This is a genomic window from Pseudomonas sp. Z1-29 (assembly GCF_051131995.1).
In the GTDB taxonomy this organism is placed as follows: Bacteria; Pseudomonadota; Gammaproteobacteria; order Pseudomonadales; family Pseudomonadaceae; genus Aquipseudomonas.
Map to the genome: position 1 here is coordinate 2835107 of NZ_CP071645.1, position 26165 is coordinate 2861271.

General features: G+C 63.2%; 22 protein-coding genes. 14 read left to right on the forward strand and 8 right to left on the reverse strand.

Translation table 11 applies throughout. The features are described from left to right. Positions 1 to 200 precede the first annotated feature (200 nt). From J3P84_RS12990 to nahK, 5 genes are all read left to right on the forward strand, one after another. Complete coding sequence (locus J3P84_RS12990) at positions 201 to 1508, forward strand: MFS transporter (protein ID WP_434631294.1); 1308 nt, start codon at positions 201 to 203, stop codon at positions 1506 to 1508. Then, positions 1505 to 2779: a glucarate dehydratase family protein gene (locus J3P84_RS12995; protein WP_434573996.1), complete on the forward strand. Its 1275-nt coding sequence runs from the start codon at positions 1505 to 1507 to the stop codon at positions 2777 to 2779. The genes J3P84_RS12990 and J3P84_RS12995 overlap by 4 nt, the downstream gene beginning before the upstream one ends. 369 nt (positions 2780 to 3148) lie before the next feature. Further along, positions 3149 to 4333 (forward strand): porin, encoded by a 1185-nt coding sequence (locus J3P84_RS13000; protein WP_305500837.1) that lies wholly within the window; start codon positions 3149 to 3151, stop codon positions 4331 to 4333. Between the two features lie 301 nt (positions 4334 to 4634). Beyond that, entirely contained in the window at positions 4635 to 5798 is a 1164-nt protein-coding gene (gene nosP / locus J3P84_RS13005; RefSeq protein WP_434630781.1) for a nitric oxide-sensing protein NosP, read from the forward strand. Continuing rightward, positions 5728 to 8370 carry a hybrid sensor histidine kinase/response regulator NahK/ErcS' gene (gene nahK / locus J3P84_RS13010; RefSeq protein ID WP_434630784.1) on the forward strand — a complete coding sequence of 881 codons (2643 nt, stop codon included), beginning with the start codon at positions 5728 to 5730 and terminating at the stop codon, positions 8368 to 8370. The genes nosP and nahK overlap by 71 nt, the downstream gene beginning before the upstream one ends. Before the next feature lie 169 nt (positions 8371 to 8539). On the opposite strand, the gene J3P84_RS13015 is transcribed toward nahK, so the two are convergent. The 6 genes from J3P84_RS13015 to J3P84_RS13040 form a co-directional block, all read right to left on the reverse strand. Beyond that, positions 8540 to 9205 (reverse strand): response regulator transcription factor, encoded by a 666-nt coding sequence (locus J3P84_RS13015; RefSeq protein WP_305500841.1) that lies wholly within the window; start codon positions 9203 to 9205, stop codon positions 8540 to 8542. A 53-nt stretch (positions 9206 to 9258) separates the two neighbouring features. Then, a complete protein-coding gene (locus J3P84_RS13020) occupies positions 9259 to 9792 on the reverse strand; it encodes a PQQ-dependent catabolism-associated CXXCW motif protein (RefSeq protein WP_434600884.1) in 534 nt (177 codons plus the stop codon). Between the two features lie 172 nt (positions 9793 to 9964). After that, complete coding sequence (locus J3P84_RS13025) at positions 9965 to 10756, reverse strand: ABC transporter permease (protein ID WP_434630788.1); 792 nt, start codon at positions 10754 to 10756, stop codon at positions 9965 to 9967. Further along, positions 10753 to 11484 carry an ABC transporter ATP-binding protein gene (locus tag J3P84_RS13030; protein ID WP_434630791.1) on the reverse strand — a complete coding sequence of 244 codons (732 nt, stop codon included), beginning with the start codon at positions 11482 to 11484 and terminating at the stop codon, positions 10753 to 10755. The genes J3P84_RS13025 and J3P84_RS13030 overlap by 4 nt, the downstream gene beginning before the upstream one ends. After that, a complete protein-coding gene (locus J3P84_RS13035; protein ID WP_434630793.1) occupies positions 11481 to 12455 on the reverse strand; it encodes a YVTN family beta-propeller repeat protein in 975 nt (324 codons plus the stop codon). Before J3P84_RS13035 ends, J3P84_RS13030 begins: the two co-directional genes overlap by 4 nt. Positions 12456 to 12481: 26 nt before the next feature. Next, positions 12482 to 13648 (reverse strand): ABC transporter substrate-binding protein, encoded by a 1167-nt coding sequence (locus tag J3P84_RS13040; RefSeq protein ID WP_434574008.1) that lies wholly within the window; start codon positions 13646 to 13648, stop codon positions 12482 to 12484. A gap of 398 nt (positions 13649 to 14046) precedes the next feature. Between J3P84_RS13040 and J3P84_RS13045 the strand changes: the two genes are divergently transcribed. Together J3P84_RS13045 and J3P84_RS13050 are read left to right on the forward strand one after the other, a co-directional pair. Beyond that, complete coding sequence (locus J3P84_RS13045; protein ID WP_434630796.1) at positions 14047 to 15303, forward strand: histidine kinase; 1257 nt, start codon at positions 14047 to 14049, stop codon at positions 15301 to 15303. After that, the gene (locus J3P84_RS13050; protein WP_434630799.1) at positions 15300 to 15938 is read left to right on the forward strand and encodes a response regulator; all 639 of its coding nucleotides are present in this window, start codon (positions 15300 to 15302) and stop codon (positions 15936 to 15938) included. Before J3P84_RS13045 ends, J3P84_RS13050 begins: the two co-directional genes overlap by 4 nt. Before the next feature lie 45 nt (positions 15939 to 15983). Here J3P84_RS13050 and J3P84_RS13055 read toward each other — a convergent pair whose 3' ends face one another. Together J3P84_RS13055 and exaA are read right to left on the reverse strand one after the other, a co-directional pair. Next, a complete protein-coding gene (locus J3P84_RS13055; RefSeq protein WP_434630802.1) occupies positions 15984 to 16622 on the reverse strand; it encodes a pentapeptide repeat-containing protein in 639 nt (212 codons plus the stop codon). 146 nt (positions 16623 to 16768) lie between these two features. Beyond that, complete coding sequence (gene exaA / locus J3P84_RS13060) at positions 16769 to 18625, reverse strand: quinoprotein ethanol dehydrogenase (protein ID WP_434630804.1); 1857 nt, start codon at positions 18623 to 18625, stop codon at positions 16769 to 16771. A 251-nt stretch (positions 18626 to 18876) separates the two neighbouring features. On the opposite strand from exaA, the gene pedF reads away from it, so the two are divergent. From pedF to pqqA, 7 genes are all read left to right on the forward strand, one after another. Next, on the forward strand, positions 18877 to 19338 hold the full coding sequence (gene pedF, locus J3P84_RS13065; protein ID WP_305500856.1) for a cytochrome c-550 PedF: 462 nt from the start codon (positions 18877 to 18879) through the stop codon (positions 19336 to 19338). A gap of 5 nt (positions 19339 to 19343) precedes the next feature. After that, positions 19344 to 20219, forward strand: a complete 876-nt coding sequence (locus tag J3P84_RS13070; RefSeq protein ID WP_434630807.1) for a substrate-binding periplasmic protein — start codon at positions 19344 to 19346, stop codon at positions 20217 to 20219. A 10-nt stretch (positions 20220 to 20229) separates the two neighbouring features. Continuing rightward, entirely contained in the window at positions 20230 to 20985 is a 756-nt protein-coding gene (locus tag J3P84_RS13075; RefSeq protein WP_434630810.1) for a quinoprotein dehydrogenase-associated SoxYZ-like carrier, read from the forward strand. A 16-nt stretch (positions 20986 to 21001) separates the two neighbouring features. Continuing rightward, positions 21002 to 21937: a quinoprotein relay system zinc metallohydrolase 1 gene (locus J3P84_RS13080; protein ID WP_434630812.1), complete on the forward strand. Its 936-nt coding sequence runs from the start codon at positions 21002 to 21004 to the stop codon at positions 21935 to 21937. A gap of 274 nt (positions 21938 to 22211) precedes the next feature. Continuing rightward, entirely contained in the window at positions 22212 to 23987 is a 1776-nt protein-coding gene (locus tag J3P84_RS13085) for a PQQ-dependent methanol/ethanol family dehydrogenase (protein ID WP_434630815.1), read from the forward strand. A 273-nt stretch (positions 23988 to 24260) separates the two neighbouring features. Continuing rightward, entirely contained in the window at positions 24261 to 25781 is a 1521-nt protein-coding gene (gene exaC, locus J3P84_RS13090; protein ID WP_434630817.1) for an acetaldehyde dehydrogenase ExaC, read from the forward strand. A 241-nt stretch (positions 25782 to 26022) separates the two neighbouring features. Next, positions 26023 to 26094 carry a pyrroloquinoline quinone precursor peptide PqqA gene (pqqA, locus tag J3P84_RS13095; protein ID WP_434631297.1) on the forward strand — a complete coding sequence of 24 codons (72 nt, stop codon included), beginning with the start codon at positions 26023 to 26025 and terminating at the stop codon, positions 26092 to 26094. Positions 26095 to 26165 lie beyond the last annotated feature (71 nt).

Genomic DNA, 26165 nt, shown 5'->3' on the forward strand with positions numbered 1-26165 from the left:
ATTCAATCCCGGTATCAATCAAGTGCCAAGTTAGATTAGACGGGAACAATCCCTCGCGTCCATCATCAATCCGCTCCTCGCAAAAGCACAAAGCCCCACAAAAACAAGATTGGGAGGCACCCTTGAATCACATATCGGACTCGACCCTGGCCACCGCCGCGGCCAAGGTCAAACGTCACGTCCTGCCGTTGGTGGTGGTGATGTTCATCGTCAACTACATCGACCGCGTCAACATCGGCTTCGTCCGCAGCCATCTGGAAACCGACCTGGGCATTGGCGCAGCAGCCTATGGCCTCGGTGCCGGGCTGTTCTTCATCGGCTATGCGCTGTTCGAGGTGCCGTCCAATATGCTCTTGCAGCGCTACGGCGCCCGGGCCTGGCTGACGCGCATCATGTTCACCTGGGGCGCGGCGGCCATGGCCATGGCGTTCGTGCGTGGCGAAACCAGTTTTTATGTGTTGCGCTTCATTCTGGGCGCGGCGGAGGCGGGGTTCTTCCCCGGCATCATCTATTACTTCACCCAATGGTTGCCGGCCAACGAGCGCGGCAAGGCGATGGCGATCTTCCTCAGCGGTTCGGCGATCGCCTCGGTGATTTCCGGGCCGGTATCCGGCGCCTTGCTGCACATCAGCGGGCTGGGCCTGCATGGCTGGCAATGGATGTTCCTGATCGAAGGGGGCGCGTCCATCGTGCTGTGCGGGTTTGTCTGGTTCTGGCTGCAATCGCACCCCAGCCAGGCCAAATGGCTGACCGCTGAAGAAAAAACCGTGTTGATCGCCGCCATCGCCGAAGAGCAGCGGGCGCGGGAAGCCGCCCAGGTCATCAAGCCTTCAATGTTCAAATTGCTCGCCGACCGGCAGATCGCGCTGTTCTGCTTCATCTATTTTTCCATTGCCCTGACCATTTATGGCGCCACGTTCTGGCTGCCGAGCATGATCAAGAAAATGGGCAACCTGGGGGATTTCCAGGTCGGCTTGCTCAACTCGATTCCGTGGATCATCTCCATCGTCGCGATGTACGGCTTCGCTGCCCTGGCCGGCAAGTGGAAGTTCCAGCAGGCCTGGGTCGCGGTGACGCTGGTGATCGCCGCGTTCGGCATGTTCATGTCCACCACCGGCGGGCCGATCTTCGCCTTCGTCGCCATCTGTTTCGCGGCCATCGGCTTCAAGGCCGCCTCGGCGCTGTTCTGGCCGATCCCCCAAGGCTATCTCGACGCCCGCATCGCGGCGGCCGTGATTGCCTTGATCAATTCCATCGGCAACCTCGGCGGCTTCGTCGCCCCGACGGCCTTCGGATTCCTGGAGCAGACCACCGGTTCCATCGAAGGCGGCCTGTATGGGTTGGCGATCACCTCGCTGGTTGCCGCCGTGGTGATCTTTTTCGCCCGGACCCAACCGGGGCGCGGCAAACCTGACGCGCTGTCCGGCCAGCCTGAACACTCGGTCGAAGCTGACCTGCTGAACAAATCTCAAGCCCTGAAACCTGGCCCATCGGGAGCCGCTGCATGAAGATCAAACGCGTTACCGTGACCCCCATCGCTTTTCGCGATCCACCTTTGCTCAACGCCAGCGGCATTCATGAGCCGTTCGCGCTGCGCTCGATCATCGAGATCGAAAGCGACAACGGTTACATCGGCCTCGGCGAGAGCTACGGCGATGCGCCGGCCCTGGCGATCCAGCAGCAGGTACAGAGCCAGTTGATTGGCCTCGATCCGTTCAATCTCAACCAGTTGCGCGCTATCGTCCAGGCCACCGTGGCTGCCCACAAACCGGCGAGCGTCGCCGGGGCGGAATTGGCGCCGGGTTCGCATGCGAGCAAGGCGGTGAGCAATGCCTATTCCGCTTTCGAAGTCGCTTGCCTGGACTTGCAGGCGCATTACCTGAATGTGCCGCTGGTGGATTTGCTGGGCGGTGCGATCCGCGACGAAGTGCCGTTCAGCGCGTACCTGTTTTTCAAATACGCCGAGCACATCGATTCTCCGTACCCCGCGGACAGTTGGGGCGAGGCGCTGAATGAGCAGCAGATCGTCGCCCAGGCCCGACGGATGATCGAGGAGTACGGTTTCAAGAGCATCAAGCTCAAGGCCGGGGCATTGGAGCCGGAGCATGAAGTGGCCTGCATCAAGGCCTTGAAACAGGCGTTTCCTGGCTTGCCGCTGCGCATCGATCCCAATGGCAACTGGTCGCTGGAGACCTCTATCCGCATGGCCGAGCTGCTCGGTGATGACCTGCAATATTACGAAGACCCCACGCCCGGGCTCGAAGGGATGGCCGCGCTGCACAAGCGCACGGGATTGCCGCTGGCGACGAATATGGTGGTCACCGACTTCGACGAATTCCGCCGCAGCGTGGCGCAGGACAGCGTGCAGATTGTCCTGGCTGACCACCATTACTGGGGCGGGCTGCGCGATACCCAGATGCTCGCGAAGATGTGCGAGACCTTTGGTCTGGGCGTGTCGATGCACTCCAACTCGCACCTGGGCATCAGCCTCATGGCCATGGCCCACGTGGCGGCTTCGGTGCCGAACCTGGACTACGCCTGCGATACCCATTACCCCTGGCAGGAACCGGATGAAGAAGTGATCAAGGGCGGCAAGCTGGCATTTGTCGACGGTTGCGTGAAGATCACCCGGGCGCCGGGCCTTGGCCTGGAGCTGGACCGCGATCAACTGGGCAAGCTGCATGAGCAGTTCCTCAGTTGCGGCATTCGCCAGCGCGACGATGTGCGGCAGATGCGGCGCTACCGGCCGGACTGGACCACGGTCAAACCGCGGTTCTAATACTTCCAAGGGGGCCTGCTGCGCAGGCCAGCGGGAGCAAGCTCCTTCGCCACAAGAGCAACATGGTGAGAAACCTGTGGGAGCGAGCTTGCTCGCGATAGCGGTGTATCAATCGACATCTATGTTGATGATCCGGCGCCATCGCGAGCAAGCTCGCTCCCACAGGGCCTGCTGTTGCCTTCTCGGGCAATACCGCTGGCCCCCACCCAAAGTACCGCGCCCGCCAGCCTCGCCGTCTTACACCCAAACTGCCGCGCCGGGCCGGCGCTGCCAAAGCAGCCGGTAATCCCCTCCAAGGCAGCGTATGACGCGCCCGGGTGCCTTTCGATAATCGCCTCCGACATCCCGTCCCCTGTTGCGGAGCGCGCCATGCACAACAATAAGAATACCTGCCTGCGTTTTTTGCCTGCGGTCATCGCCGGCCTGTCGAGCCTGGGCCTGACGCCTTGGGCGCAAGCCGAAATCATGCTGTACGACAAGGACCAGACCACTTTCTCCACCGATGGCTACATCAACGCCTTCTACGTCAACAGCGACGTGGACCGGGCGGGGGAGCAGTTCGACCGGCGCCAGTCGCGGGTCAAGATGGGCTTTTTGCCCAACTACCTGGGATTCAACATGGGCAAGCAGGTCGATGACCTCAAACTCGGCGCCCGCGCCTCGTTCTGGGTGACCATCAATGACAGCGAAACCAACGGCACCGACACCGCCATCGACGTGCGGCAGTTCTACGGCACCGTCGCCAATCCGGAGTGGGGCGAGGTGCTGATCGGCAAGGACTTCGGCCTGTTCGCCCGCTCCAACATCTTGCTTGATGAGTTGCTGGCCGGTTACGGCCAGGTCAGCGACACCCTCGGCCTGGTGGATGGCGGCGGGGTGTCGTTCGGCAATATCGGCAGCGGCTACCCATACCCGTTCCCGACTTCGCAGATCACCTATCGCACTCCGGTGATGGACGGGTTGCGTGTGGCGGTGGGCATCATGGACCCGGTGGACACCAACGACAGCAGCGCCACCGGCAAGGCCTACCAGGAAAACCCGCGTACCGAGAGCGAGGTCACCTATCAGTTCGATCTCGGCGGGGCGAAAATCTACAGCTGGCTGAACGGCAGCTACCAGACCTCGGATAACACCGATACCAATGTCGAATCGGTCACCTCCAAAGGCCTGGGTTATGGCGTGCAAGCGAAGATGGGCGGGCTCTCGCTCACCGGCTCCGGGTTCCAGGCCAAGGGCATCAACCCGTTTTTCACCAACAACGCCGGCGAGGCCACGCTGCGCAACGTTGATAGCAAGGGATATCTGCTGCAGGGTTCCTACAAGCTCGGCAAGAATCGCCTGGCGCTGTCCTACGGCAAGACCGAGGACGACGGCAACGGAGTGGTCGGCAGCGGTGCCGACTACGAGACTCGCGGTGTCGCGCTGTTTCATGACATCAACGACAACCTCAAGCTCGTTGCCGAATACAACCAGTTCGAAATCAACGGCCACGACACCAGCGCGCAGAACGAAGACACCGACACCTTCGCGGTGGGGGCCGTGCTGACCTGGTAAGGCACGTGGCGAGGGAGCTTGCTCCCGCTGGGGTGCGCAGCAGCCCCTTGAACTGGGATTGAGGTATATCAGGCTCATTCAGTCAGATTTTCGGGGCTGCTTCGCACCCCAGCGGGAGCAAGCTCCCTCGCCACAAAAGCATCAATCCAGGTTTTCGTGGCAGCCCCTGCCGTGCGCATCGCGGTCGGGGCCGCCACGGTTCTCCTCCCATGGAAGTGTCCACCCGCTACCCAAGTAGCATTCGTCCGCCGGGCGCGGGTTCGTACACTCAGGGCTCTATCACGCACCGTCGGAGGCGCAGATGCAGCAGGCCCAGAGCGAAGGTGTGGTCAGCGCCATGTCCCAGGCAACGGACGTCGAGCAAGTGGCCCAGGAACTGGCGCGACAGCTGCTGCACCCGTACCTGGGTTTCGTGCTGTTTTTCTGTTCCGCCGAATACAACTTGCCGGCCCTCGGCCAGGCGCTGTCACGCAGTTTCGGCGGGATTCGCCTGGTCGGTTGCACCAGCGCCGGGGAAATCACCCCGCAGGGCTACGGTCGCAACTGCGTGACGGCGGTGGGGTTCGATCATCGGCATTTTTCCATTGCCGCCGAGCTGATCGGCGAGATGGAGCACTTCAGCCTGATCGACGCCCAGCAGATGGTCGAGCGACTGGCCGGTGGCTGTCGCAGCAACGTCCTGGCGCCGATCAAGGGCCACAGTTTTGCCTTGACCTTGCTCGACGGCCTGTCCAGTCGCGAGGAAATGGTACTGGCCGCGTTGAGCGCAGCCTTGGGCGACATCCCGCATTTCGGTGGCTCGGCCGGCGATGACAATTACCTGACCCACACCCACGTCTACTTTGAAGGCCAGTTCCACAGCGGCGCCGCCGTGGTGGTGCTGATCAATACCTGGCTGGAGTTCGAGGTGTTCACCACCCATCACATCCTGCCTCGCCAGGAGAAGCTGGTGGTGACCGGCGCCGACAGCGCCTCGCGACGGGTCTACGAACTCAATGCCGAACCCGCCGCCGAAGAATACGCCCGGCATATCGGTGTGCCGGTCAGCGCGCTGGATTACCGGATCTTTGCCGCCCATCCACTGGCCGTGCGCATCAACGATCAGTACTACGTGCGGGCGATCCAGCAGGTCCACTCGGACCTGAGCCTGAGTTTTTATTGCGCCGTAGAGAACGGTATCGTGCTCACGGCCATGCGCCCGGGGCCTCTGCTGCATAACCTGCAAGCGCTGTTTGACGGCTTGCAGGAGCGCCTGGGTGACCTGTTGTTGACCATCGGCTGCGACTGCTTCCTCAGGCGCCTTGAGCTGGAAGACAGCGCTGGCCTGGAGCAGATCGGCCAGTTCCTGCGCGAACAACGGGTGACGGGGTTCAACACCTATGGAGAACAGTTCAATGGCATGCACATCAACCAGACCTTCACCGGAGTTGCCATTGCCCGTCATCGCGTCCCCGGTCATCGCTGAACTGCAGGCACAGATCGCCGCCCTGCAACACGACAACCACAAGCTGCGGCGCATCAACGCGGCGCTGATCGAGCGGGTCGAATCCGGCGTGACCCGTGGCAGCGACCCGTACGCAGCGTTCCAGCATTCGGTGGTGCTGGCCGAACAGGTCCGCGAGCGCACCGACGCCTTGAACCAGGCGATGGCCGAGCTCAAGGCCGGCAACCATCTTCTGGGCGAAGCCCGGCTGCGGGCGGAAACCGCCCATCGCCATCTGATCGATGCGATCGAGAGCATTTCCGATGCGTTCGTGCTGTTCGACGAACAGCAACGCATCGTCCTCTTCAACAGCCGTTTCAAGGCGTTCTGGGCTCACAGCCGGGTGCGGATCATCGCGGGGATGCGCCTTGGCGAGGTCAAGCGCCTGATGACCGCCAATGGCCTGTTCAGCGAAGAAACCCGCGGCCAGCCCGATGAGCCGGTGCTGTACAGATTGCAGAACGGCCGCTGGCTGCAGGTCAGCGAACGGCCGACCCAGGAAGGCGGGCGGGTGTTCCTGTTTACCGATATCACTGACGTCAAACTCAGCGAAACCGTACGCCGTGAGCAAGCCATCGCGCAGAAATCCCACTTGCTGCAGCGTGCGGTGGACAACCTGTCCCAGGGCGTAGCGATGGTCAATGCCCAGGGCATATTGGAATTGTGGAACCGGCGCTTCCTGGAACTCAGCGGCCTGGCGCCGGTGGCGGCTCATCGGCCATTCATCGAGGTGATCGCCGACAGTGAGCTGCAACTGCTGACGCCGGCCAGTCGCGACGGCAATGGGCGGTTGATCCAGGAGTGCGAACAGCGCCTGTCCGATGGCCGGGTCCTGGAGATCCGGACTCATCCGCTGCCGACCGGCGGCTACGTCAATACCTTCACTGACATTACCGAGCGCTACCAGCATGCCGAGGCACTGAGCGAAAGCGAGCGCTGGATCCGCTTGATCACAGATCACGTACCGGCACTGATCGCCTACCTCAACGCCGACCTGGTCTACGAATTCACCAACAAGGTCTATGAGCAGTGGTATTGCTGGCCGCGGGGCGTGATGCTCGGCCAGAGCCTGCGCGAAGCCCACAGCGAGCAGCATTACCAGCGCCTGGAAGCCTACGTGGCCCGAGCGTTGGCCGGGGAGAGCGTGACCTTCGAATTCGCCGAGACCAACATCAACAATCAGGAGCGCTACATGCTGCGCTCCTACGTGCCCAATCGGCTGGCCAACGGCGAGGTGGTGGGTATCTTCGTGCTGATCCGCGACATCACCGAACGTCGCCGCACCGCCGAGGCCCTGCATCAGGCCTACCAGAACCTGGAGCAGCGCGTGCAGGAGCGCACGGCCGAGCTGACCACGCTCAACGACCAGTTGCTACGCGAGATCGACGAACGCAGCCGGGTCGAGCTGCGCCTGCGCGAAGCCAAGCGCGAGGCCGAGCGGGCCAACCTGTCGAAAACCAAATTTCTCGCCGCGGTCAGCCATGACCTGCTGCAACCGTTGAACGCGGCGCGGCTGTTCACCAGCGCCTTGCTCGAACGCCGCGAACCGGTGGCGAACGCGCAACTGGTGCGCAACGTCAGCAATTCGCTGCAGGACGTGGAAAACCTGTTGGGCACCCTGGTCGATATTTCCAAGCTGGATGCCGGGGTGATCAAGGCCGATGTGGCGCCGTTCGCCCTCAGTGAGCTGCTCGACACCCTGGCCGCCGAATACCTTCAGGTTGCGCGTAGCGAGGGCCTGGCGTTGCGCTTCGTGCCTTGTTCGGTGCTGGTGCGCAGCGACATTCAGTTGCTGGCGCGGATCCTGCGCAACCTGTTGAGCAACGCCATTCGCTACACCCCCAGCGGGCGGGTGGTCCTGGGTTGCCGGCGTCACGGTAACCGTGTCTCGATCGAAGTCTGGGATTCCGGTATCGGCATTGCCCAGGATCGGCTGGAGGAAATCTTCCAGGAATTTAAGCGTGGGGACGTCCAGCGCCCTGACCAGGATCGCGGACTCGGCCTGGGATTGGCGATCGTCGAGAAGATCGCCGGGATTCTCGGGCATCCGATCAAGGTCCGCTCCTGGCCGGGCCAGGGCTCGGTGTTCGCCATCGAGGTGCCGCTCAGCGCTACCGCACCCAAGCCGCTGGCGTGCCTGGATATGAGCGAGCCGATGCTCGAACGCCTGCGTGGCGCGCGGGTCTGGGTGCTGGACAACGACGCGGCGATCTGTGCCGGCATGCGCACCTTGCTCGAAGGTTGGGGCTGCCGCGTGGTGACTGCACTGTCGGAACAGGACCTGGCACGCCAGGTGGACGATTACCGCGCCGAGGCGGACTTGCTGATTGCCGACTATCACCTGGACCACGATCAGAATGGCATGGACGCGGTGGCCCGGATCAACGCCTGCCGCACCTCACCGATCCCGGCCATGATGATCACGGCCAACTACAGCAACGAACTCAAGCAGCAGATCCGCGAGCGCGGGCACACGCTGATGCACAAGCCGGTGCGGCCGATGAAGCTGAAGATTGCGATGAGTCATTTGTTGGGCCAGGCAACCAGCCGTTGAGAAGAACCGCTTTTTGTGGCGAGGGAGCTTGCTCCCGCTGGGCTGCGCAGCAGCCCCCATCCATTCAACTCAACCAGACTGACACACCGCGTTGCCTGGGTTTGGGGCCGCTGCGCAGCCCAGCGGGAGCAAGCTCCCTCGCCACGGGCGATCTTCTCCAGGCCGCGGTTCAACGCCGCAGGTAAGCCCCGAAATCGATATCCCCCGCACTGAGAATCGCCTGCACCCGGTTATGCACGTTGAGCTTGCGCAGGATCGCCGAGACGTGGGCCTTGACCGTGGTTTCGGCGATGTCCAGCGTGTAGGCGATCTGCTTGTTCGACTCGCCTTTGGTCATGCGTTCGAGCACCAGCAATTGCTTGCGGGTCAAGGCCTGGAGCAGTTCCGGCGGGAACGCCGGGGTCTCGTTCAGGCGCCGGCCCGTCGGGCTCTTCTGGGTGCGGATGATGTCTGGCGGCAGGTACACGTTGCCATTGAGGATCTGCTCGATGGCGTCGGTCATCTGCGCGCGCGGCGACGACTTGGTGATAAAACCCACCGCGCCATAGGTGATGGCCTGCAGGACGATCTGCTTGTCCTGCTCGGCGGACACGATCACCACCGGGATAGTCGGTGCCTCGTTGCGCAAGTTGATCAGGCCATTGAGGCCGTGCATGCCGGGCATGTTCAGGTCGAGCAGGATCAGGTCGAGGTCATCGTGTTCGCGAGTCAGCGCCAGGGCGCTGTCCAGGTCAGCGGTTTCCATCACCTCGCTCCCGGCGAAACCGTCGCTGATGACGTTGTGGATGGCTTCGCGAAACAGTGGGTGATCGTCGGCTATCAGGATTTTATACATGGCCATTCACCTCGTTATTGTCGTGTTGGGGCAGTTGCACGGCTCTCGGCCATTCAGGGCAAGGGTTCGGGGCGGGCCGCTTGCAGGGGCAGGTTGGCCGCCTCCCAGGCATCCAGGCCGTCGCGGTACCAATACAGATGTTTATAGCCCAAGGCGGCGGCGCGTTTTACCGCGTTCCAGCTCAACCAGCAATCGGAGCGGCAGTAAAAGACCAGCGGTTGATCGGCCTGGCCGGCGGTGGCTTTGCGCAGGTAAAACGTGAAGTAGTCCTGCCAGGTCGCGTCCAGTTCGCCGTCGCCGGTGTTGGCCAGCCACAAGCTGCCGGGCAGGTTGGCATGGGGTTCGGTGTCGATGAACCGGCCCTGGACCCAGGGCCGGCGGTAGACGTCGATCAGCACTGGCGCGGGCGTTTGCTTTAGCAGGCGCTGCAAGGCTTCGGTGTCGACGGTTTGCGCGCTGTCTGCGGAGGCGGGCGTCGGGCTGCGGTATTGAGTGATGCGAAAGCCCTGCGGGGAAAACAGCGAGGTGTCGGCCTGCGCGACATTCAGCGACAGGCCCAGCAAGACGATCGCGAGCAAACGGGGCATAGGTTTTATCCTTCTTGTTATGCGCCCATTACATGTCACGGTCGAGGTCTTGTGAATGCGACCATAGACAGGAAAACCGGTACTAAAGTAGTAATTTCGAGCGGATGTATCCACCCAGACCCTGTGGGAGCGAGCAAGCTCGCTCCCACAAGGGGTCGTGCGTATCGGCTGCTCAACTCGCCTTGCGCAATGCCGCATGCTGCGGATTGAACGTCCACACCGCCAGCAACGCAAACACCAGGCTCAGACCCACGCACATGGCCATCGCCAGCAGGTTGAATTGCCCATACAGGGCGAAGCGCACCAGCTCCACGCCGTGGGTGAACGGGTTCACCGCGCACAGCCAGTACAACCACGGACTGGCCTCGAGCATTTTCCACAGCGGGTACAGCGCCGAAGACAGGAAAAACATCGGGAAGATGACGAAGTTCATCACCCCGGCGAAGTTCTCCAACTGGCGGATCGCATTGGACAGCAACAAGCCGAGGGCACTGAGCATCAAGGCCACCAGCAGCAACGCCGGAAGCGCCAGCAGCAAGCCCGTGGCTGGAGGCTGGACGCCATACAACCAGGCGATGGCGAGAAAGGCATAGACCTGCATCAGCGAGATCAGCGAAGTCGCGAGCAACTTGCTCGCCAACAGGAAGGCCCGGGGCAGGGGGCTGGTGAGCAGTACGCGCATGCTGCCCATTTCCCGGTCATAGACCATCGACAGTGAGCCCTGCATGCCGTTGAACAGCAGGATCATGCAGGCCAGCCCCGGCACGATGTACACCTCATAAGGAATGTAGGTGTCGTAGGGCGCAATGATCGCAATGCCCAGGGCGGCCCGGAAGCCGGCGGCGAACACCAGCAGCCATAACAACGGCCGTACCAGGGCACTGAGCAACCGCGTGCGTTGCAACACGAAGCGCAGCCATTCGCGCATCACGATGCCGCTGAAACATTGCCAATACGCATTCATGCGGCCACTCCCGGGGTGGTCAATCGATCGAAGGCCGAGCCGAGGCTGCCGCCATGTTCCAGGCTCACCGCCTCGGCGCGACCGCTGGCGACCAGCCGCCCCTGATGCACGATCAGCAAGTCGTCAAAGGGCTGCACTTCGTCCAGCAGGTGCGTGGTCCAGAGCACGCTGATGCCCTGTTCGCGGCACAGTTGGCGGATATGCTCTCCAAGGGCCTGACGGCTGGCCGGATCGAGGCCGACACTCGGCTCATCGAGCAATAACAGGCGCGGCTCGTGCAGCAGCGCGCGGGCAATTTCCACCCGGCGCCGATGCCCGCCGTTGAGGTTGCGCACCCGCTCGTGACGCCGTTCGGTCAGGTGCTGGCGAGCCAGTTCGAGCTCAATCCGGACGTCGGCCTGGCGCCGGGCAAAGCCGTGCAGCGCGAGGTGATAACGCAGGTTCTGTTCGACGCTCAGGTCCAGGTCCAGGGTGCTTTGCTGGAACACCACCCCCAACTGGCGCAAGGCCTGGCGTGGCGCGCCCTGCAACGAGTGGCCGCCGACCCGGATCTCGCCGCGTTGCACGTCGTACAGGCGCGTCAGCAAGGCAATCAGCGTCGACTTGCCGGCACCATTGGGCCCGAGCAGCGCGGCGAAGCGTCCGGCGGGCAGGCTGAAACTGATCTGGCGCAGGGCTTCGCGCGCGCCGTAGGCAAAGCTCAGGTCTCTGACCTCCAAGGCGTTCATGGCGTGACCACCACGCCCCACGGATAACGTCCGACCTTCACCGACTTGAGCACCTTGCGGCTCTGCACGTCGATCACCGAGACATCGCCGCTGACGCCATTGGTTGCCAGCAGTTGCTTCTGGTCCGGGGTGAATGCCAACTGCCAGACCCGTCGACCCACCAGCAGGTAATCCAGCACTTCGAAGGTTTGCGCGTCGATCACCGCGACATGGTTGGCCGGGCCCAGGGCGACGAATGCCAGCTTGCCGTCGGCGCTGAGCTTGATGCCCACCGGTTGGACCTTGTCCGGGTGCACGCCCTTGATCTGGAAGGTCAGGGTCTTGAGTACCTGGCGGGTGGCGACGTCGAGAATGCTCAAGGTGCCGCCGATCTCGGCCGAGGCCCAGAGCTGCGTACCGTCGCGGTTGAATTCGACGAAGCGCGGCCGCTGGTCCACCAGGGTGTTGTCGGCCAATGTCTGGGTGCTGGTGTCGATCCAGTGCAGCATATTGGTGGTCTCGCTGGTGTTGACCGCCCACTTGCCATCGGGACTGACGGCCATGCCTTCGGGCTCGACGCCCACAGCGATCTGGCCGAGTACTTCGGAGGTCTGGGTGTCGATCACCGTGACCAGGGCATCGTCTTCGTTGGAGACATAGAGCCAGCGATCGTTGGGGTGCAGAGCGAACTGTTCCGGGTCCTTGCCGGAGGGCAACTCCTTGATGATCTTGCGGGTGGCAACGTCCATCACCTGGACGCGATCCGAATCGCTGGCGCAGATGTACAGCAGGCGATTGTCATGGGACAGCAGCAGACCCCGAGGGCGCTGGCCCACCGGCAGGGTGTCGACGACTTCCAGGCTGTGCATATCGATCAGGCTCAGGCTGTTGTCTTTCTCGTTGGAGACCCAGGCGATGGCGGCGACGGCAGGGCCCGCCGCGATCAACGCAGCGCCGAAGGCGAGGATCTGGCAAAGCAGGGAGCGGCGCATGGCGTTTTCCTTGTTGTTGTTATTGATCAGGGGTAGCGGCAGCTGACTTCGGGCTGGTCGTAGCCCAGGCTGTCCATTTCGTTGCTGGGGTGCAGGAACCCGTCCTGGGGGGAGGTACTGACCAGGGCGCGTGGCTGGACCAGCGCAATGGGTTGGCGCAATTGGCCGTTCCAGGGGCGATAGCTGAGCTTGCGGCCTTTGAAACCGTCGAGCGGCAGTTGGTCGCCGAGGGCCAGTTGGCGGATGGCGAACGGGTCATCCTGACGCAGCTTGCCGACGGCGGCGGCGATGCTGCGCACGGCGATCCAGGCGGCGAAGTCGCGGTCGTTCATCCAGCGTCCGGCCAAGGCTTCGAAGCGTTTTTGCAACTGCGCCGCACCGTAGGTCTCGACGGTCTTGTGCCAGCCGGTCGGGGTCAGTCCCTGGGTGCCGGCCACGGGGCGCGGGTACCAGGTCTGGTAGGGCACGTACTCGCCAAAATCGCCGCGTTCGTCGGCCACCAGCACCACGTCGTATTCGGCGGTCTGGGTGAACAGCGGCATGTCGGCCTGGGCACTGCGGCGCTGGTCGTTGTCGAACTGCCAGGGTTTCTCGGCGACGATCTTCATGCCGAAACGCTTCATGGCCCGGCGCAGTGCGGCGGCGTAGGCCTGGTCTGCGGGTGTCTGGCCGACGATCAGCAAGGCGCGCTGCCATTTGCGCACAACGCTGAACTGGATCAGCGCATCGGCGAGTGTCGCCCGATCAGGCAGGGTGTGCAGCACATTGCCCAGGCAGTCGCTGGTGCGCAGGCTGTCGTCGGGGCTGCCGGCGTTGAACAGCAGGCTGTCGGGCAGGGCGGCGCTGAGCTGGCGCAGGCTGGTAGCGGGTGCATTCACCACGAACAGCCGCAGGCCCCGATCGTGCTGGGCGCGGGCGGCCTGGAGCAGCGCTTCGGGGCTGTCTACGCTGGCGCTTTCGAGGCGGTAGTCGTGCTTGAGAAAACGTCCGGTGCTGTTGCTGTCGACAATCGCCAGCTCGGCGCCGCGCAGCCCGGCATCGGTGGGTTCGGCAATCACATTGGACAGCAGCGGGCCGGGATCGGGGCGATAACCCAGGTAGCCGATGCGCACTTGCAACGCCACGGCATCGCCGGCCTGAGCGGTGGTCGTAGCCAGCAGATAAACCAGGGCAAAACGTGCGAGCCGGCGCATGACATCCTCCATTGCAGGTAGCGCCAGCATAGGAAGGCCACGAGCGCGGGGAAATATGCAGAAAGTACCGCCGGGGCAGTACCAAGGTAGTAGCTCGGCGCGGGCGTCGGGGTTTTAGGATGGCGATAACGTCATTCATCAGGGAGCGGACGGATCGTGCGGATACTCAAGACGCTGCTGTTGCCGTTGTTGCTGATCCTGAGCCTGATCGGGGTTAGTCGCCCCCCATCTTTACCGGTGGGAGCGAGCCTGCTCGCGAATACGGCGGCCCAGCCACCCATGACGTCGCCTGGGCGACCGCTTTCGCGAGCAGGCTCGCTCCCACAGGGGGCCGGTGTCCCACAGGAGGCCGGTGTTCCACACGGGGCCGGTTCAGACCAGGGATCGGGGCGCTAGCCATGTCCGCCCTCTGGCGAATCAACCTCTGGGTCACGGTGTTCTTTGCCCTGGTCGCCGTGGCCTGCGCAACGCTGCTGCTGCACCAGGCCACCGCCGATGTGCAGCGCGAACTGCAATCGGCCGAGTCGGTGGTGCATTACCTGCGCGAAACCGCCGAGCGAGACCCGACCAGCCTGCAATCGCGCCTTACCGGCAGCCTGCGTCACGTGCGGGTGCATTGGCTGGCGCCTGGGGAGAACGCCCCGGCGAACGATCCCGGGTTGCAGGCCTGGCTGGGTCGCCAACTGTTGGCCGACGGCCCGGTTGCGCAGATGGTGGTCCTGCAGGACGGGCGTCGGGCCTGGATCGCTGTCGACCCACGGGATGAAATCGACGAGATCCTCGATTCCCTGGCGCAACTGTTCGGCGTCTGCCTGATGGCACTCTTCGTCAGTTTGCTGGTGATTCGCTGGGCGGTGCGCCGGGGCGTGCGTTTGCTGGATGAATTGCTCCACGCGATGCGCCAGGTGTCCGCCGGGGACTTGCAGGTCAGCCTGCGCACCGAAGGCGTTTCGGAAGCCCAGCAGTTGGCAGAGCATTTCAATCGGATGACCGCCGCGCTGGCCCAGACCCGCGCGGACAACGCCCAGCTGACCCGGGCACTGCTGGCAGTGCAGGAACAGGAGCGCACGCGCTTGTCGCAGACGCTGCACGATGACCTTGGCCAATACGTGGCCGGTATTCGCGCACGGGCCTGTCTGCTGCGCCTGGTCATCCATCAGCCGCCAGCCTTGGAGCAAACGGCAAACGAACTGGAAGAACACTGCGATCACCTGCAAAAAGGCTTTCGCGCGTTGGTCCACGACTTGTATCCGGTGGTGTTGCAGCACCTGCCGTTGTGCGAGGCAATCGGGCTGCTCGCGAGGCAGTGGCAGGACAGACACGGGATCGCCTGTCAGTTGCGAGTCGATGGAGCGTCGCTGTCGATATCCGGGCCTGACAAGGCCCACCTCTATCGCCTGTTGCAGGAAGCACTGACCAACATCGCCCGGCACGCCAACGCCAGTCAGGTACGGATTCGCTTGCAGCACCGCAGCGGCCGCCTGCGCCTGCTGGTGCGCGATAACGGACGTGGCGCGCAGCAACCGGCCCGGGCGGGTGTCGGCCTGCATTCGATGGCCGAACGGGCCCGCAGCCTTGGTGGTGAGCTGCGCATCATCAGCCAGCCCGGCGCCGGGTGGGCGCTGGCCTTGAATATTCCCCTGGAGGTTTCATGAGCATCTTGTTGGTGGACGATCACGCTGTGGTTCGGCAAGGTTACGCCAGCCTGTTGCGAGCGTTGATGCCGGAACTGCTGGTGCGCGAAGCGGCCTCGGGCGAAGAAGCGTTGAGCCAGGTGCAGGAACAGGTGCCGAACCTGGTGATCATGGACTTCGGCCTGCCGGGCATCAGCGGCCTGGAAACCACCCGCCGCCTGCGTCAACGCTTGCCGCAACTGCGCGTGCTGTTTTTCAGCATGCACGACGAACTGCCATTGGTGCGCCAGGCGCTGGACGCCGGCGCCGCGGGTTACCTGACCAAAAATTCGGCACCGCAAATATTGTTGGAGGCGGTGCGCCGGGTGCTGGCCGGCCATGCCTATATCGAGCAGACCCTGGCGACCCAACTGGCCTGCGCCAGCACGCGGCCCGATGCGGACCCGCGCCTGCAATCGATGACCCAACGCGAACTGGAGATCTTCGTCATGCTCGCCAGGGGCACCCCGGCGCGGACCATCGCCGAACAGCTGTGCATCAGCGCCAAGACCGTGTCCAACCATCTGACGCTGCTCAAGAGCAAACTGCAGGTCAGCTCCCATGCCGAACTGGTCCACCTGGGAATCGATATGGGCGTGGTGCGGGTGGCGGGGTGAAATGCTGATCCCCGTGGCGAGGGAGCAAGCTCCCTCGCCACGGTCTCAGTGATCCCAACTTGTGGGGCAGCCGATGCAGTCCTGCATATTCGCATCCTGGAAATTCCCGTAATGCTGGCGCGAGCCACTCAGGTTGGCCTGTTCCAGGTTGCTTTCAGCGAGCTTGACCTCTTGCAGGTTGGCATCGCGCAGGTCGGCGCCCTTGAGGTCGGCCTTGCTCAGCCAGGCCATCTCCAGGTCGGCGGCTTGCAGGTTGGCCTCGTGCAGGCGAGCCCCGGACAAACGGGCGAATTGAAGGTAGGCACCGCTCAGGTCGGCCCGCTGGAACTGTGCCCCCTGGGCGAACAGCCCCCAACCCTGGATTGCCTTGAGCGTGGCGCCGCTGAAATCCGCCAGGCGCAGGTTGCTCTGTTGCAGGCTGGCACGGTTCAGGTTGGCGCCCTGGAGCTGCGCCTTTTCAAGGTTGGCCAGGTCCAGCCGCGCATGACGCAGGTCGGCCTCGCGCAAGTCGGCACCGGCGAGATTCATCTTGCGCAGGTCCTGGCTCGCCAGGTTGGCGCCCCGCAGGTTGGCGCCGGGGCATTGACTGGATTCGGCGATGAGGCAGCCGTTGATGGTCAGTGGGGTGTCGTCGGCGTTGGCACCGGCGGCGAGGAGCAGAAGCAGCAAGGGCAGTGGTTTCATGGCCTACACTCGGGCAAGTGTGGGAGCGAGCTTGCTCGCGATAGCGCAGTGTCAGTCAACATAAATATCGACTGAACGATCGCCATCGCGAGCAAGCTCGCTCCCACAGGGGTTGTGGTGGGGGCAGGGCTCAGGTTGGGTCAGGGTTATTTCTGCGCCGTCGCTTTATCCCAACTCGGAATCTTGAACACCCAGAACGACCCGCCCTGGGCCACCGGTTTGGTCAGTTCGGCCATGTCGCCGCCCCACAACGGCACGGCGCCGCCATAACCGACCGTCACGCCGATGTACTGCTCGCCGTCCTGTTCCCAGGTGATGGGCGGGGAGACGATGCCGCTGCCGGTCTGGAACTTCCACAGCTCCTTGCCGGTTTTCGCGTCGAAGGCCTTGAAGAAGCCGTCACCGGTGCCGGTGAACACCAGGTTGCCCTTGGTCGCCAGCACACCGGCCCACAACGGCAGCGGCTCCTTGTGTTCCCACGCCACCTTGCCAGTGGTGGGGTTCATCGCCCGCAGGCTGCCGACGTGATCGTCGTACATGCGCTTGATGCGAAAACCCATGCCCAGGTAGGCCGAGCCTTTTTTGTAGCTGACCTCCTCGGTCCAGTACTCCTCCTTCCACTGGTTGCCTGGCACATAGAACAGCCCGGTGTCCTGGCTGTACGCCATGGGGTTCCAGTTTTTCCCACCCAGGAACGGCGGCGAAACCTCCACCGGTTTACCCTTGGTTTCGCCTGGCAACGGCTTGGCCGGACGTTGGCCGGGGTTTTCCACGGGCCGACCGGTCTTCAGGTCGATGTGGCTGGCCCAGGTGATGTTGTCGACGAAGGGGAAAGCGTTCTGCAGCTTGCCGTTGTTGCGATCCACCACGTAGAAAAAACCGTTGCGGTCGGCGTGGGCGGTGGCCTTCACCTGTTTGCCGTCCTTGTCCTTGTAGTCGAACAGCACCAGCTCGTTGTTGCCGGAGAAATCCCAGGCGTCATTGGGCGTGTGCTGGTAGAACCACTTCACTTCGCCAGTGCTTGGATCGACTCCCACCTGGCCCGAAGTGTAGAGACTGTCGTAGTCATGCGGATTGCCGTCCTTGGCCGTGCGCGCCCAGGTGTTCCAGGGACCGGGGTTGCCCGCGCCGACGATGATGGTGTTGGTCTCGGGGTCGAAACTGGCGCTCTGCCAAGGCGCGCCGCCACCGTGGCTCCAGGCCTCGACCTTGCCGGTCTCGGTGGTTTTGTCGTCAGGCCAGGAGGGCGCCTTGACGTCGCCGGTCGGCGTGCTGTCCTTGCCGTTGAGGCGGCCCATGTGGCCTTCGACAAACGGCCGCATCCAGACTTCTTCACCGGTGTCCGGGTCGCGGGCGAACAGTTGCCCGACGACACCGAACTCGTCGCCGGAGCTGCCGTGGATCAGCAGGACCTTGCCGCTGGCCTTGTCCTTGATCAGCACCGGGGCGCCGGTCATGGTGTAGCCGCCGGCGTGGTCGCCGAATTTCTTGTTCCAGACCACCTTGCCGGTGTTCTTGTCCAGGGCAACCACCCGTGCGTCCAGAGTCCCGAAGTAGATCTTGTCGCCATAAATGGCCGCACCACGGTTCACCACATCGCAGCACGGCCGGATGTTGTCCGGCAGGCGGTGGTTGTAGGTCCACAGGCGTTTGCCGGTCCGGGCGTCGAGGGCGAACACCCGGGAGTAGGAGCCGGTGACATACACCACGCCGTCGCTGACGATCGCCTGGGATTCCTGGCCGCGTTGTTTTTCGTCACCGAACGAGTAGGACCAGGCCGGGGTGAGCTTGAACACGTTCTTGTCGTTGACCTGGGCCAGCGGACTCCAGCGCTGGGCGTTGGTGCCCATGCCGTATTGCAGCACGTCCTTCGTCGTCAGGTGATCGTTGGCAATGTCTTCCCAGGTCACGGCGGCGTGCGCCTGCGGCCCCAGGGACAGGCCGCCGGCGAGCAGCAAGGCAACGCTCAGGGAGGAGAGGGCAGGTAGCGTTTTTATTGTCATGGTGGGATTTCCCAGTGAGGTTTTGGCCTGACTAGGGTCGGTCTCGCAAGCTTTGTCCGATACGGAAAAAGTCCCGCCCTTGCCGGGAAGACTTCCCAAAGCGCCTGTCTTTGCGACTTGCGTCGTATGGCCCGCTACCAAGGAACTAGACCCCGGCCACCAAAGCAGCATTCGGCCGACGGCGGGCGCTTCCTAAGATGACGGCACGGCCTCTGTGAAGAGGTCTTGCGTGCAATTTCGAGGGCATAACAATGACAACAAAACGCAACGCCATCATCGCTACCGCATTGCTGATAGGGCTGACTGGCGCAGGCTCGGCGTGGGCCCATGGCAACGTAGTGCCCCAGGCAGTGGAAACCCAAGGGCTAACGCCGATCAAGGACACCAACCTGCCGTTGGATGCCGACGGCTGGGCGGCACAGAACCCGTATCGCAATTCTCCCGAACGCGAAAAAGCCGTGGAGATCGGCGCCTCGGCCTACAACCAGAACTGCGCGGCCTGCCATGGCCTTGAGGCCAAGTCCGGCGGTATTGCCCCGGATTTGCGCATGCTTGACGCCGCCGAGGCTGGCGATGAATGGTTTGTCGAACGCGTGCGCCATGGCGCGGTGCGCGATGGCCGGGTGTATATGCCGAAAATGGCCGATTACCTGAGCCAGGAAGCGCTGTGGGCGGTGCGTACCTACCTGGACAGCGTGCACGTCGAGGAGTAATTGCCATGCGCCTGTTCGCGTGGGTGATGTGCAGCCTGCTGTTGTGTGGCCAGGCGGTGCAGGCGCAGGTGCGCAGCTATGACCAGATGATTGCCGCCGGTGAATTGAAGGTCGCGGTCTACAAGGACTTCGCTCCCTACAGCTTTGAAGACCAGGGTCAGCCGCGGGGCGTTGACGTGGAGCTGGCGCAGGCCCTGGCCAAGGCCCTGGGCGTACGGCTGAAATTGCTCTGGGCACCGCCCGGCGAAAAGCTCGACGACGACTTGCGCGACTACATCTGGCGCAGCAGTCCGCTGCACGATCGACAACTGGCCGATCTGATGATGCGAGTGCCTTATGACCATGACTATGTACAAAGGCGCAACGACGTTGGCGAGCTGGAGAACGCCCAGGTCGTGATGTTCGGTCCGTATCAGCAGGAATGCTGGCAAGTGGCGTACGACCGGCGTCGACTGGACTCGGTGGGCAGCGTTGCGGTGTTCCAGCAACACCCCATTGGCGTTGAAGTCGACAGCGTGCCGTCGTTCTACCTGACGTCCGTGTTCAACGGCATGCTCAGTGCCAAGACCCGCCATTATCCCAGCGTTGCCAAGGCGTTCGGGGCCATGCAGGCCGGGGAGGTCGATGCCGTCATGGCGATGCGCGGGGAAATCGACTGGCAAGTGCACCGGACGGCTGATCCGCAATTGGCCCTGGCAGAGAACGCCTATCCGAACATGGGCAAGCAGCGCTGGGAAATCGGCATGGCCGTGCACGAAAGCAACCGGCAACTGGCCTATGCGGTGGAGGAAGCCTTGGAAGCGTTGATCCGCGACGGCAGCCTCAAGGCCGTGTATGCCCGCTATGGCCTGCGCTACGAAGTGCCGGACATGTATCAATAGGAGCGCAGCGATGAACTGGCGAGCGTGGGGCCTGCTGTGGTGTTGCCTGCCGTTGATGGCGAGCGCTATCGAGCCGGGAAAGGACCCGGTGCCTTCCGTGATGTGGGCTTTCTATCACAAGCAACTGCTGGCGGACGCGCCGTTCGTGTTCGACCAGCGAGTCCGGCTGCTGGCGCCACCGTTTGCCGAAGACGCGCGCCAGGTGCCGCTGGAAATCGATGCCCGCGCCTTTACCGGTGACGTCGTGCGTATATTGGCCTGGGCCGAATTGAACCCGCTGCCGAAGATTGTCGACTTCCAGCCCACGGAACGGGTGCTGCCCTGGCTGTCGATCCGTATTCGCATCGAGCAAGCCACTCCATTGCGTGCGGCGGTGCAAACCCGCGACGGGCTGTGGCACGTCGGTTCGACGCTGATCGACGCGGCGGGTGGCGGCTGCACCGCGCCCAGCGTCGTGCGCACCCAACCGGGTTGGGAGAAGCACTTGGGCGAAGTGCTGGGCGGTCGCTACCCGCGGGGCGATTCGAGTCGCCTGCGTCTGCAGGTTGCCCACCCCATGGACAACGGCCTGGTCAGCGGCATCCCGGAGTTTTTCATCAACCAGGCTCGGCTGCTGGACGCCGACGGCAAGCTGTTGGCGCGCCTGGAGCTGTTTCCGGCGGTCAGCGAAAACCCCTCCCTGGGCTTCGACATCCAGGGCCCGGGACAGACCCGCCTGTTGCTGCGCGACAACAGCGGCAACGAGTTCGAAGCTGCCATTCCCTGACCACAAGGAGCACGCCATGCGCTGGTTGTTGCTGATCTGTCTTGGGCTGTGCCTGCCGGCCTGGTCCGCCACCGAGTATTCGCTCAAGCCACGGCAGATCGCCGAGGGCACGTGGCTGCTGGAAGGCAGCACGGATAATTTTGCCAAGGCCAACGGCGGCAATATCGTCAATACCGCGTTCATCGTCACCGAGGCCGGCGTGGTGGTCATCGACACCGGACCGTCAAAGCGCTACGGCGAGGCGCTGCGCCAGGCTATCGCCGCAACGACTGACAAGCCGGTGGCTCAGGTGCTGCTGACTCATCATCACCCTGACCATGTATTGGGCAACCAGGCCTTCAGCGATGTGCCCATCGGGGCGCTGCCCGGCACCACCGATCTGCTGCGACAGCAGGGCGACGCGATGGCGGAAAACATGTACCGGCTGGTGGGCGACTGGATGCGCGGCACCGAGGTGGTGCTGCCGACGCAGGCGTTGAGCCCCGGCACGCTGCAGGTGGGTGAGCATCCGTTGCGCTTGCTGGCGCTGGCCGGGCATACCGGGGCGGATCTGGCGATCCTTGATGAAACCACGGGCGTGCTGTTCGCCGGCGACCTGGTGTTTTATGAGCGAGCGCTGACCACCCCGAACAGCCCCGGCCTGGAGGTATGGCTCAAGGATCTGGACACCTTGCAGGGCCTGCCATGGAAGCAGATCGTGCCCGGACATGGTCCGGTGACGGCGGATGCCCGGCCATTCGCGCAGATGCGCGACTACCTCGGCTGGCTTGACCAACTGATGCGCGACGGCGCGGCCCGGGGCGACGACATGGCCGAGATGATCCGCAGCCCCATCCCCGAGCGCTTCGCCGCGATCAGCCTGAGCCGGTATGAGTTGATTCGCAGCGTCAGCCATCTTTACCCGCGTTATGAGCGGGCGGCGATGAGGCGGGTGGACACAAAGCCCCAGTAACTGCGGCGGTGAGAGGCTTCTGTGGTGAGGGGATTTATCCCCGCTGGGGCGCGAAGCGGCCCCCTGGATCTGTCTGGCATATCGAGTTTTAGGTCTTGGGGCCGCTTCGCAGCCCAGCGGGGATAAATCCCCTCGCCACAGGGGTGGCGGCCTGTACCAAGGAACTAGAAAACTCAACATTGCGGGCAATTGTTGGCGACGGCCCCGAGCCCAAGAATCTGTGGCAGACCGGGAAAATTTCCCGGGTATAACAATAACCGCAGAGGTAGCCGTCATGACTCATCCCGCACGTCGCCAATTCTTCGCCGTGAGCCTGCTGCTCAGTGCCATGCTGCTGTCCGGCTCGGCCTTGGCCGCCGTGACCGACCAGGAAATTCTCCAGGACCCGAAAAACCCACAGCAAATCGTGACCAACGGCCTCGGTGTGCAGGGCCAGCGCTATAGCCCGCTCGACACGCTCAATGTGAACAACGTCAAGGACCTGCGGCCGGTCTGGGCGTTTTCCTTCGGCGGCGAAAAGCAGCGCGGCCAGCAGGCCCAGCCGATGATCAAGGACGGGGTGATGTACCTCACCGGCTCCTATTCGCGGGTGTTCGCGGTGGACGCACGCACCGGCAAGAAACTCTGGCAATACGATGCGCGCCTGCCCGATGACATCCGTCCCTGCTGCGACGTGATCAACCGTGGCGTGGCGCTGTACGGCGACCTGGTGTTCTTCGGCACGCTGGACGCCAAGCTGGTGGCCTTGAACAAGGACACCGGCAAGGTGGTGTGGAGCAAAAAAGTCGCTGATCACAAGGAAGGTTATTCCATCAGCGCCGCGCCCATGGTCGTCAATGGCAAGCTCATCACCGGCGTGGCGGGCGGCGAGTTCGGCGTGGTTGGGCAGATCAGCGCCTTCGACCCGAAAAACGGCGAACTGCTCTGGACCCGACCGACCGTGGAAGGCCACATGGGCTACGTCTACAAGGACGGCAAGGCCGTGGAGAATGGTATTTCCGGCGGCGAGGCCGGCAAGACCTGGCCCGGCGATCTGTGGAAAACCGGCGGTGCCGCGCCTTGGCTGGGCGGTTACTACGATCCGGAAACCAACCTCCTATTGTTCGGTACCGGCAACCCGGCACCGTGGAACTCCCACCTGCGCCCTGGCGACAACCTCTATTCCTCGTCGCGCCTGGCGCTGAACCCGGACGACGGCACCATCAAGTGGCACTTCCAGAGCACGCCACACGACGGTTGGGACTACGACGGCGTCAATGAACTGATCTCGTTCAACTACAAGGACGGTGGCAAGGACATCAAGGCGGCAGCGACGGCCGATCGTAACGGTTTCTTCTACGTGCTCGACCGCACCAATGGCAAGTTCATCCGTGGTTTCCCGTTCGTCGACAAGATCACCTGGGCCTCCGGCCTGGACAAGGACGGGCGCCCGATCTACGTAGACACCAGCCGGCCGGGCGCACCGGGCAGCGAAGCCAAGGGCAGTTCGGTGTTCGTCGCCCCGGCGTTCCTCGGCGCGAAGAACTGGATGCCGATGGCCTATAACCAGGACACCGGTCTGTTCTACGTGCCGTCCAACGAGTGGGGCATGGACATCTGGAACGAGGGCATCGCCTACAAGAAAGGCGCGGCGTTCCTCGGGGCCGGGTTCACCATCAAGCCACTGAACGAGGATTACATCGGCGTGCTGCGGGCCATCGACCCGAAGACCGGCAAGGAAGTCTGGCGCCACAAGAACTTCGCGCCGCTGTGGGGCGGGGTGCTGACCACCAAGGGCAACCTGGTATTCACCGGTACGCCTGAAGGTTTCCTGCAAGCCTTCAACGCGAAGACCGGGGAAAAAGTCTGGGAGTTCCAGACCGGTTCCGGCGTGCTCGGCTCGCCGATTACCTGGGAGATGGACGGCGAGCAGTACGTCTCGGTGGTCTCCGGCTGGGGCGGCGCGGTACCGCTGTGGGGCGGCGAGGTGGCCAAGCGCGTGAAGGACTTCAACCAGGGCGGCATGCTCTGGACGTTCAAGTTGCCGAAAGAATTGGTGGCCAAGCGCTGAGCTGAATTTGTATCTCCCGTAAATGCAAACCTGTGGGAGCGAGCTTGCTCGCGATGGCGGCCGATCAGTCAACATCAATGCTGAATGTGCCGACCTCATCGCGAGCAAGCTCGCTCCCACACAAAACACCATCCATCGGTAAGTCGCGGCATTACCTACGACCAAATAACGAGAGCGCCCCCTGCCAATGACGCATTCGTCCATCGCGCGGGGCTCTCTACCATCGGCCTATCGCCTGTCCCGCGACAGGCATCGACCAGGCAGAGGCCCATCATGATTTACGCACAACCCGGAACCCCAGGCGCCGTCGTTTCCTTCAAGCCGCGCTATGGCAATTTCATCGGCGGCGAATTCGTTCCGCCGGTCCACGCTGAGTACTTCACCAACACGTCGCCGGTCAACGGCGAAGTCATCGGCGAGTTTCCGCGCTCCAGCGCCGCCGACATCGACAAGGCCCTGGACGCCGCCCATGCCGCTGCCGACGCCTGGGGCAAAACCTCGGTCCAGGATCGCTCCCTGGTGCTGTTGAAAATCGCCGACCGTATCGAGCAGAACCTGGAGCTCCTCGCGGTCAGCGAGACCTGGGACAACGGCAAGGCCGTGCGCGAAACCCTCAATGCCGACGTACCGCTCGCGGCTGACCATTTCCGTTATTTCGCCGGCTGCATCCGCGCCCAGGAGGGCGGGGCCGCGGAAATCAACGAACTGACCACGGCCTACCATTTCCATGAACCGCTGGGCGTGGTCGGGCAAATCATCCCGTGGAACTTCCCGTTGTTGATGGCCGCCTGGAAACTCGCCCCGGCCTTGGCCGCCGGCAACTGCATCGTGCTCAAGCCGGCGGAGCAGACGCCGCTGTCGATCACCGTGTTCGCCGAGCTGATCGCCGACCTGCTGCCAGCCGGCGTCCTGAACATCGTCCACGGCTTCGGCCGCGAAGCCGGTGAAGCCCTGGCCACCAGCAAGCGCATCGCCAAGATCGCCTTCACCGGTTCCACCCCGGTCGGCTCGCACATCATGAAATGCGCCGCCGAAAACATCATCCCGTCCACCGTGGAACTGGGCGGCAAGTCGCCGAACATCTTCTTCGACGACATCATGCAGGCCGAACCGGCGTTCATCGAAAAAGCTGCCGAAGGCCTGGTGCTGGCGTTCTTCAACCAGGGTGAAGTCTGCACCTGCCCATCCCGGGCGCTGGTCCAGGAGTCGATCTATGACGAATTCATGCAAGTAGTGCTGACGAAGATCCAGCAGATCAAGCGCGGCAACCCGCTGGACACCGAGACCATGGTCGGCGCCCAGGCGTCCGAGCAGCAGTACGACAAGATCCTTTCGTACCTGGACATCGCCCGGGAAGAGGGCGCCGAATTGCTCACCGGCGGCGCGGCGGAACGCCTTGAAGGCGACCTGTCGAGCGGCTATTACATCCAGCCGACCCTGCTCAAGGGCCACAACAAGATGCGCGTGTTCCAGGAAGAAATTTTCGGGCCGGTGGTGGGCGTGACCACCTTCAAGGACGAAGCCGAAGCCCTGGCCATCGCCAACGACACCGAGTTCGGCCTCGGCGCCGGCCTCTGGACCCGCGACATCAACCGCGCCTACCGCATGGGCCGGGCGATCAAGGCGGGTCGCGTCTGGACCAACTGCTACCACCTGTACCCGGCGCATGCCGCGTTTGGTGGCTACAAGAAGTCCGGCGTCGGGCGTGAGACGCACAAGATGATGCTCGACCATTATCAGCAGACCAAGAACCTGCTGGTGAGCTATGACGTCAATCCGTTGGGGTTCTTCTGATCCGAGACGTCGAACGCCCTGTGGGAGCGAGCCTGCTCGCGAAAGCGCCAGCTCAGTCAGCATGATTTTGACTGATACACCGTCTTCGCGAGCAGGCTCGCTCCCACATTGGATTTGTGTGGCTTCTGAATTGCTACGAACGCACCCCATGCACTCCTTCGAAAGTAGCATTCGGCCCCAGGCCGCCCCCGTGCATTAATGAACCTGCCGGAATCGCCCGGTACAAGAAGAGGAAAGACCCATGTGGACTAAACCCGCGTACACCGACCTGCGTATCGGCTTTGAAGTGACGATGTACTTCGCCACCCGATGAGTGCCGGCCCGGCCTGACGCGTTCGGGCCGGGCTACCCATTGGTCGGATTGCATTCACGGCGCGATGCTTT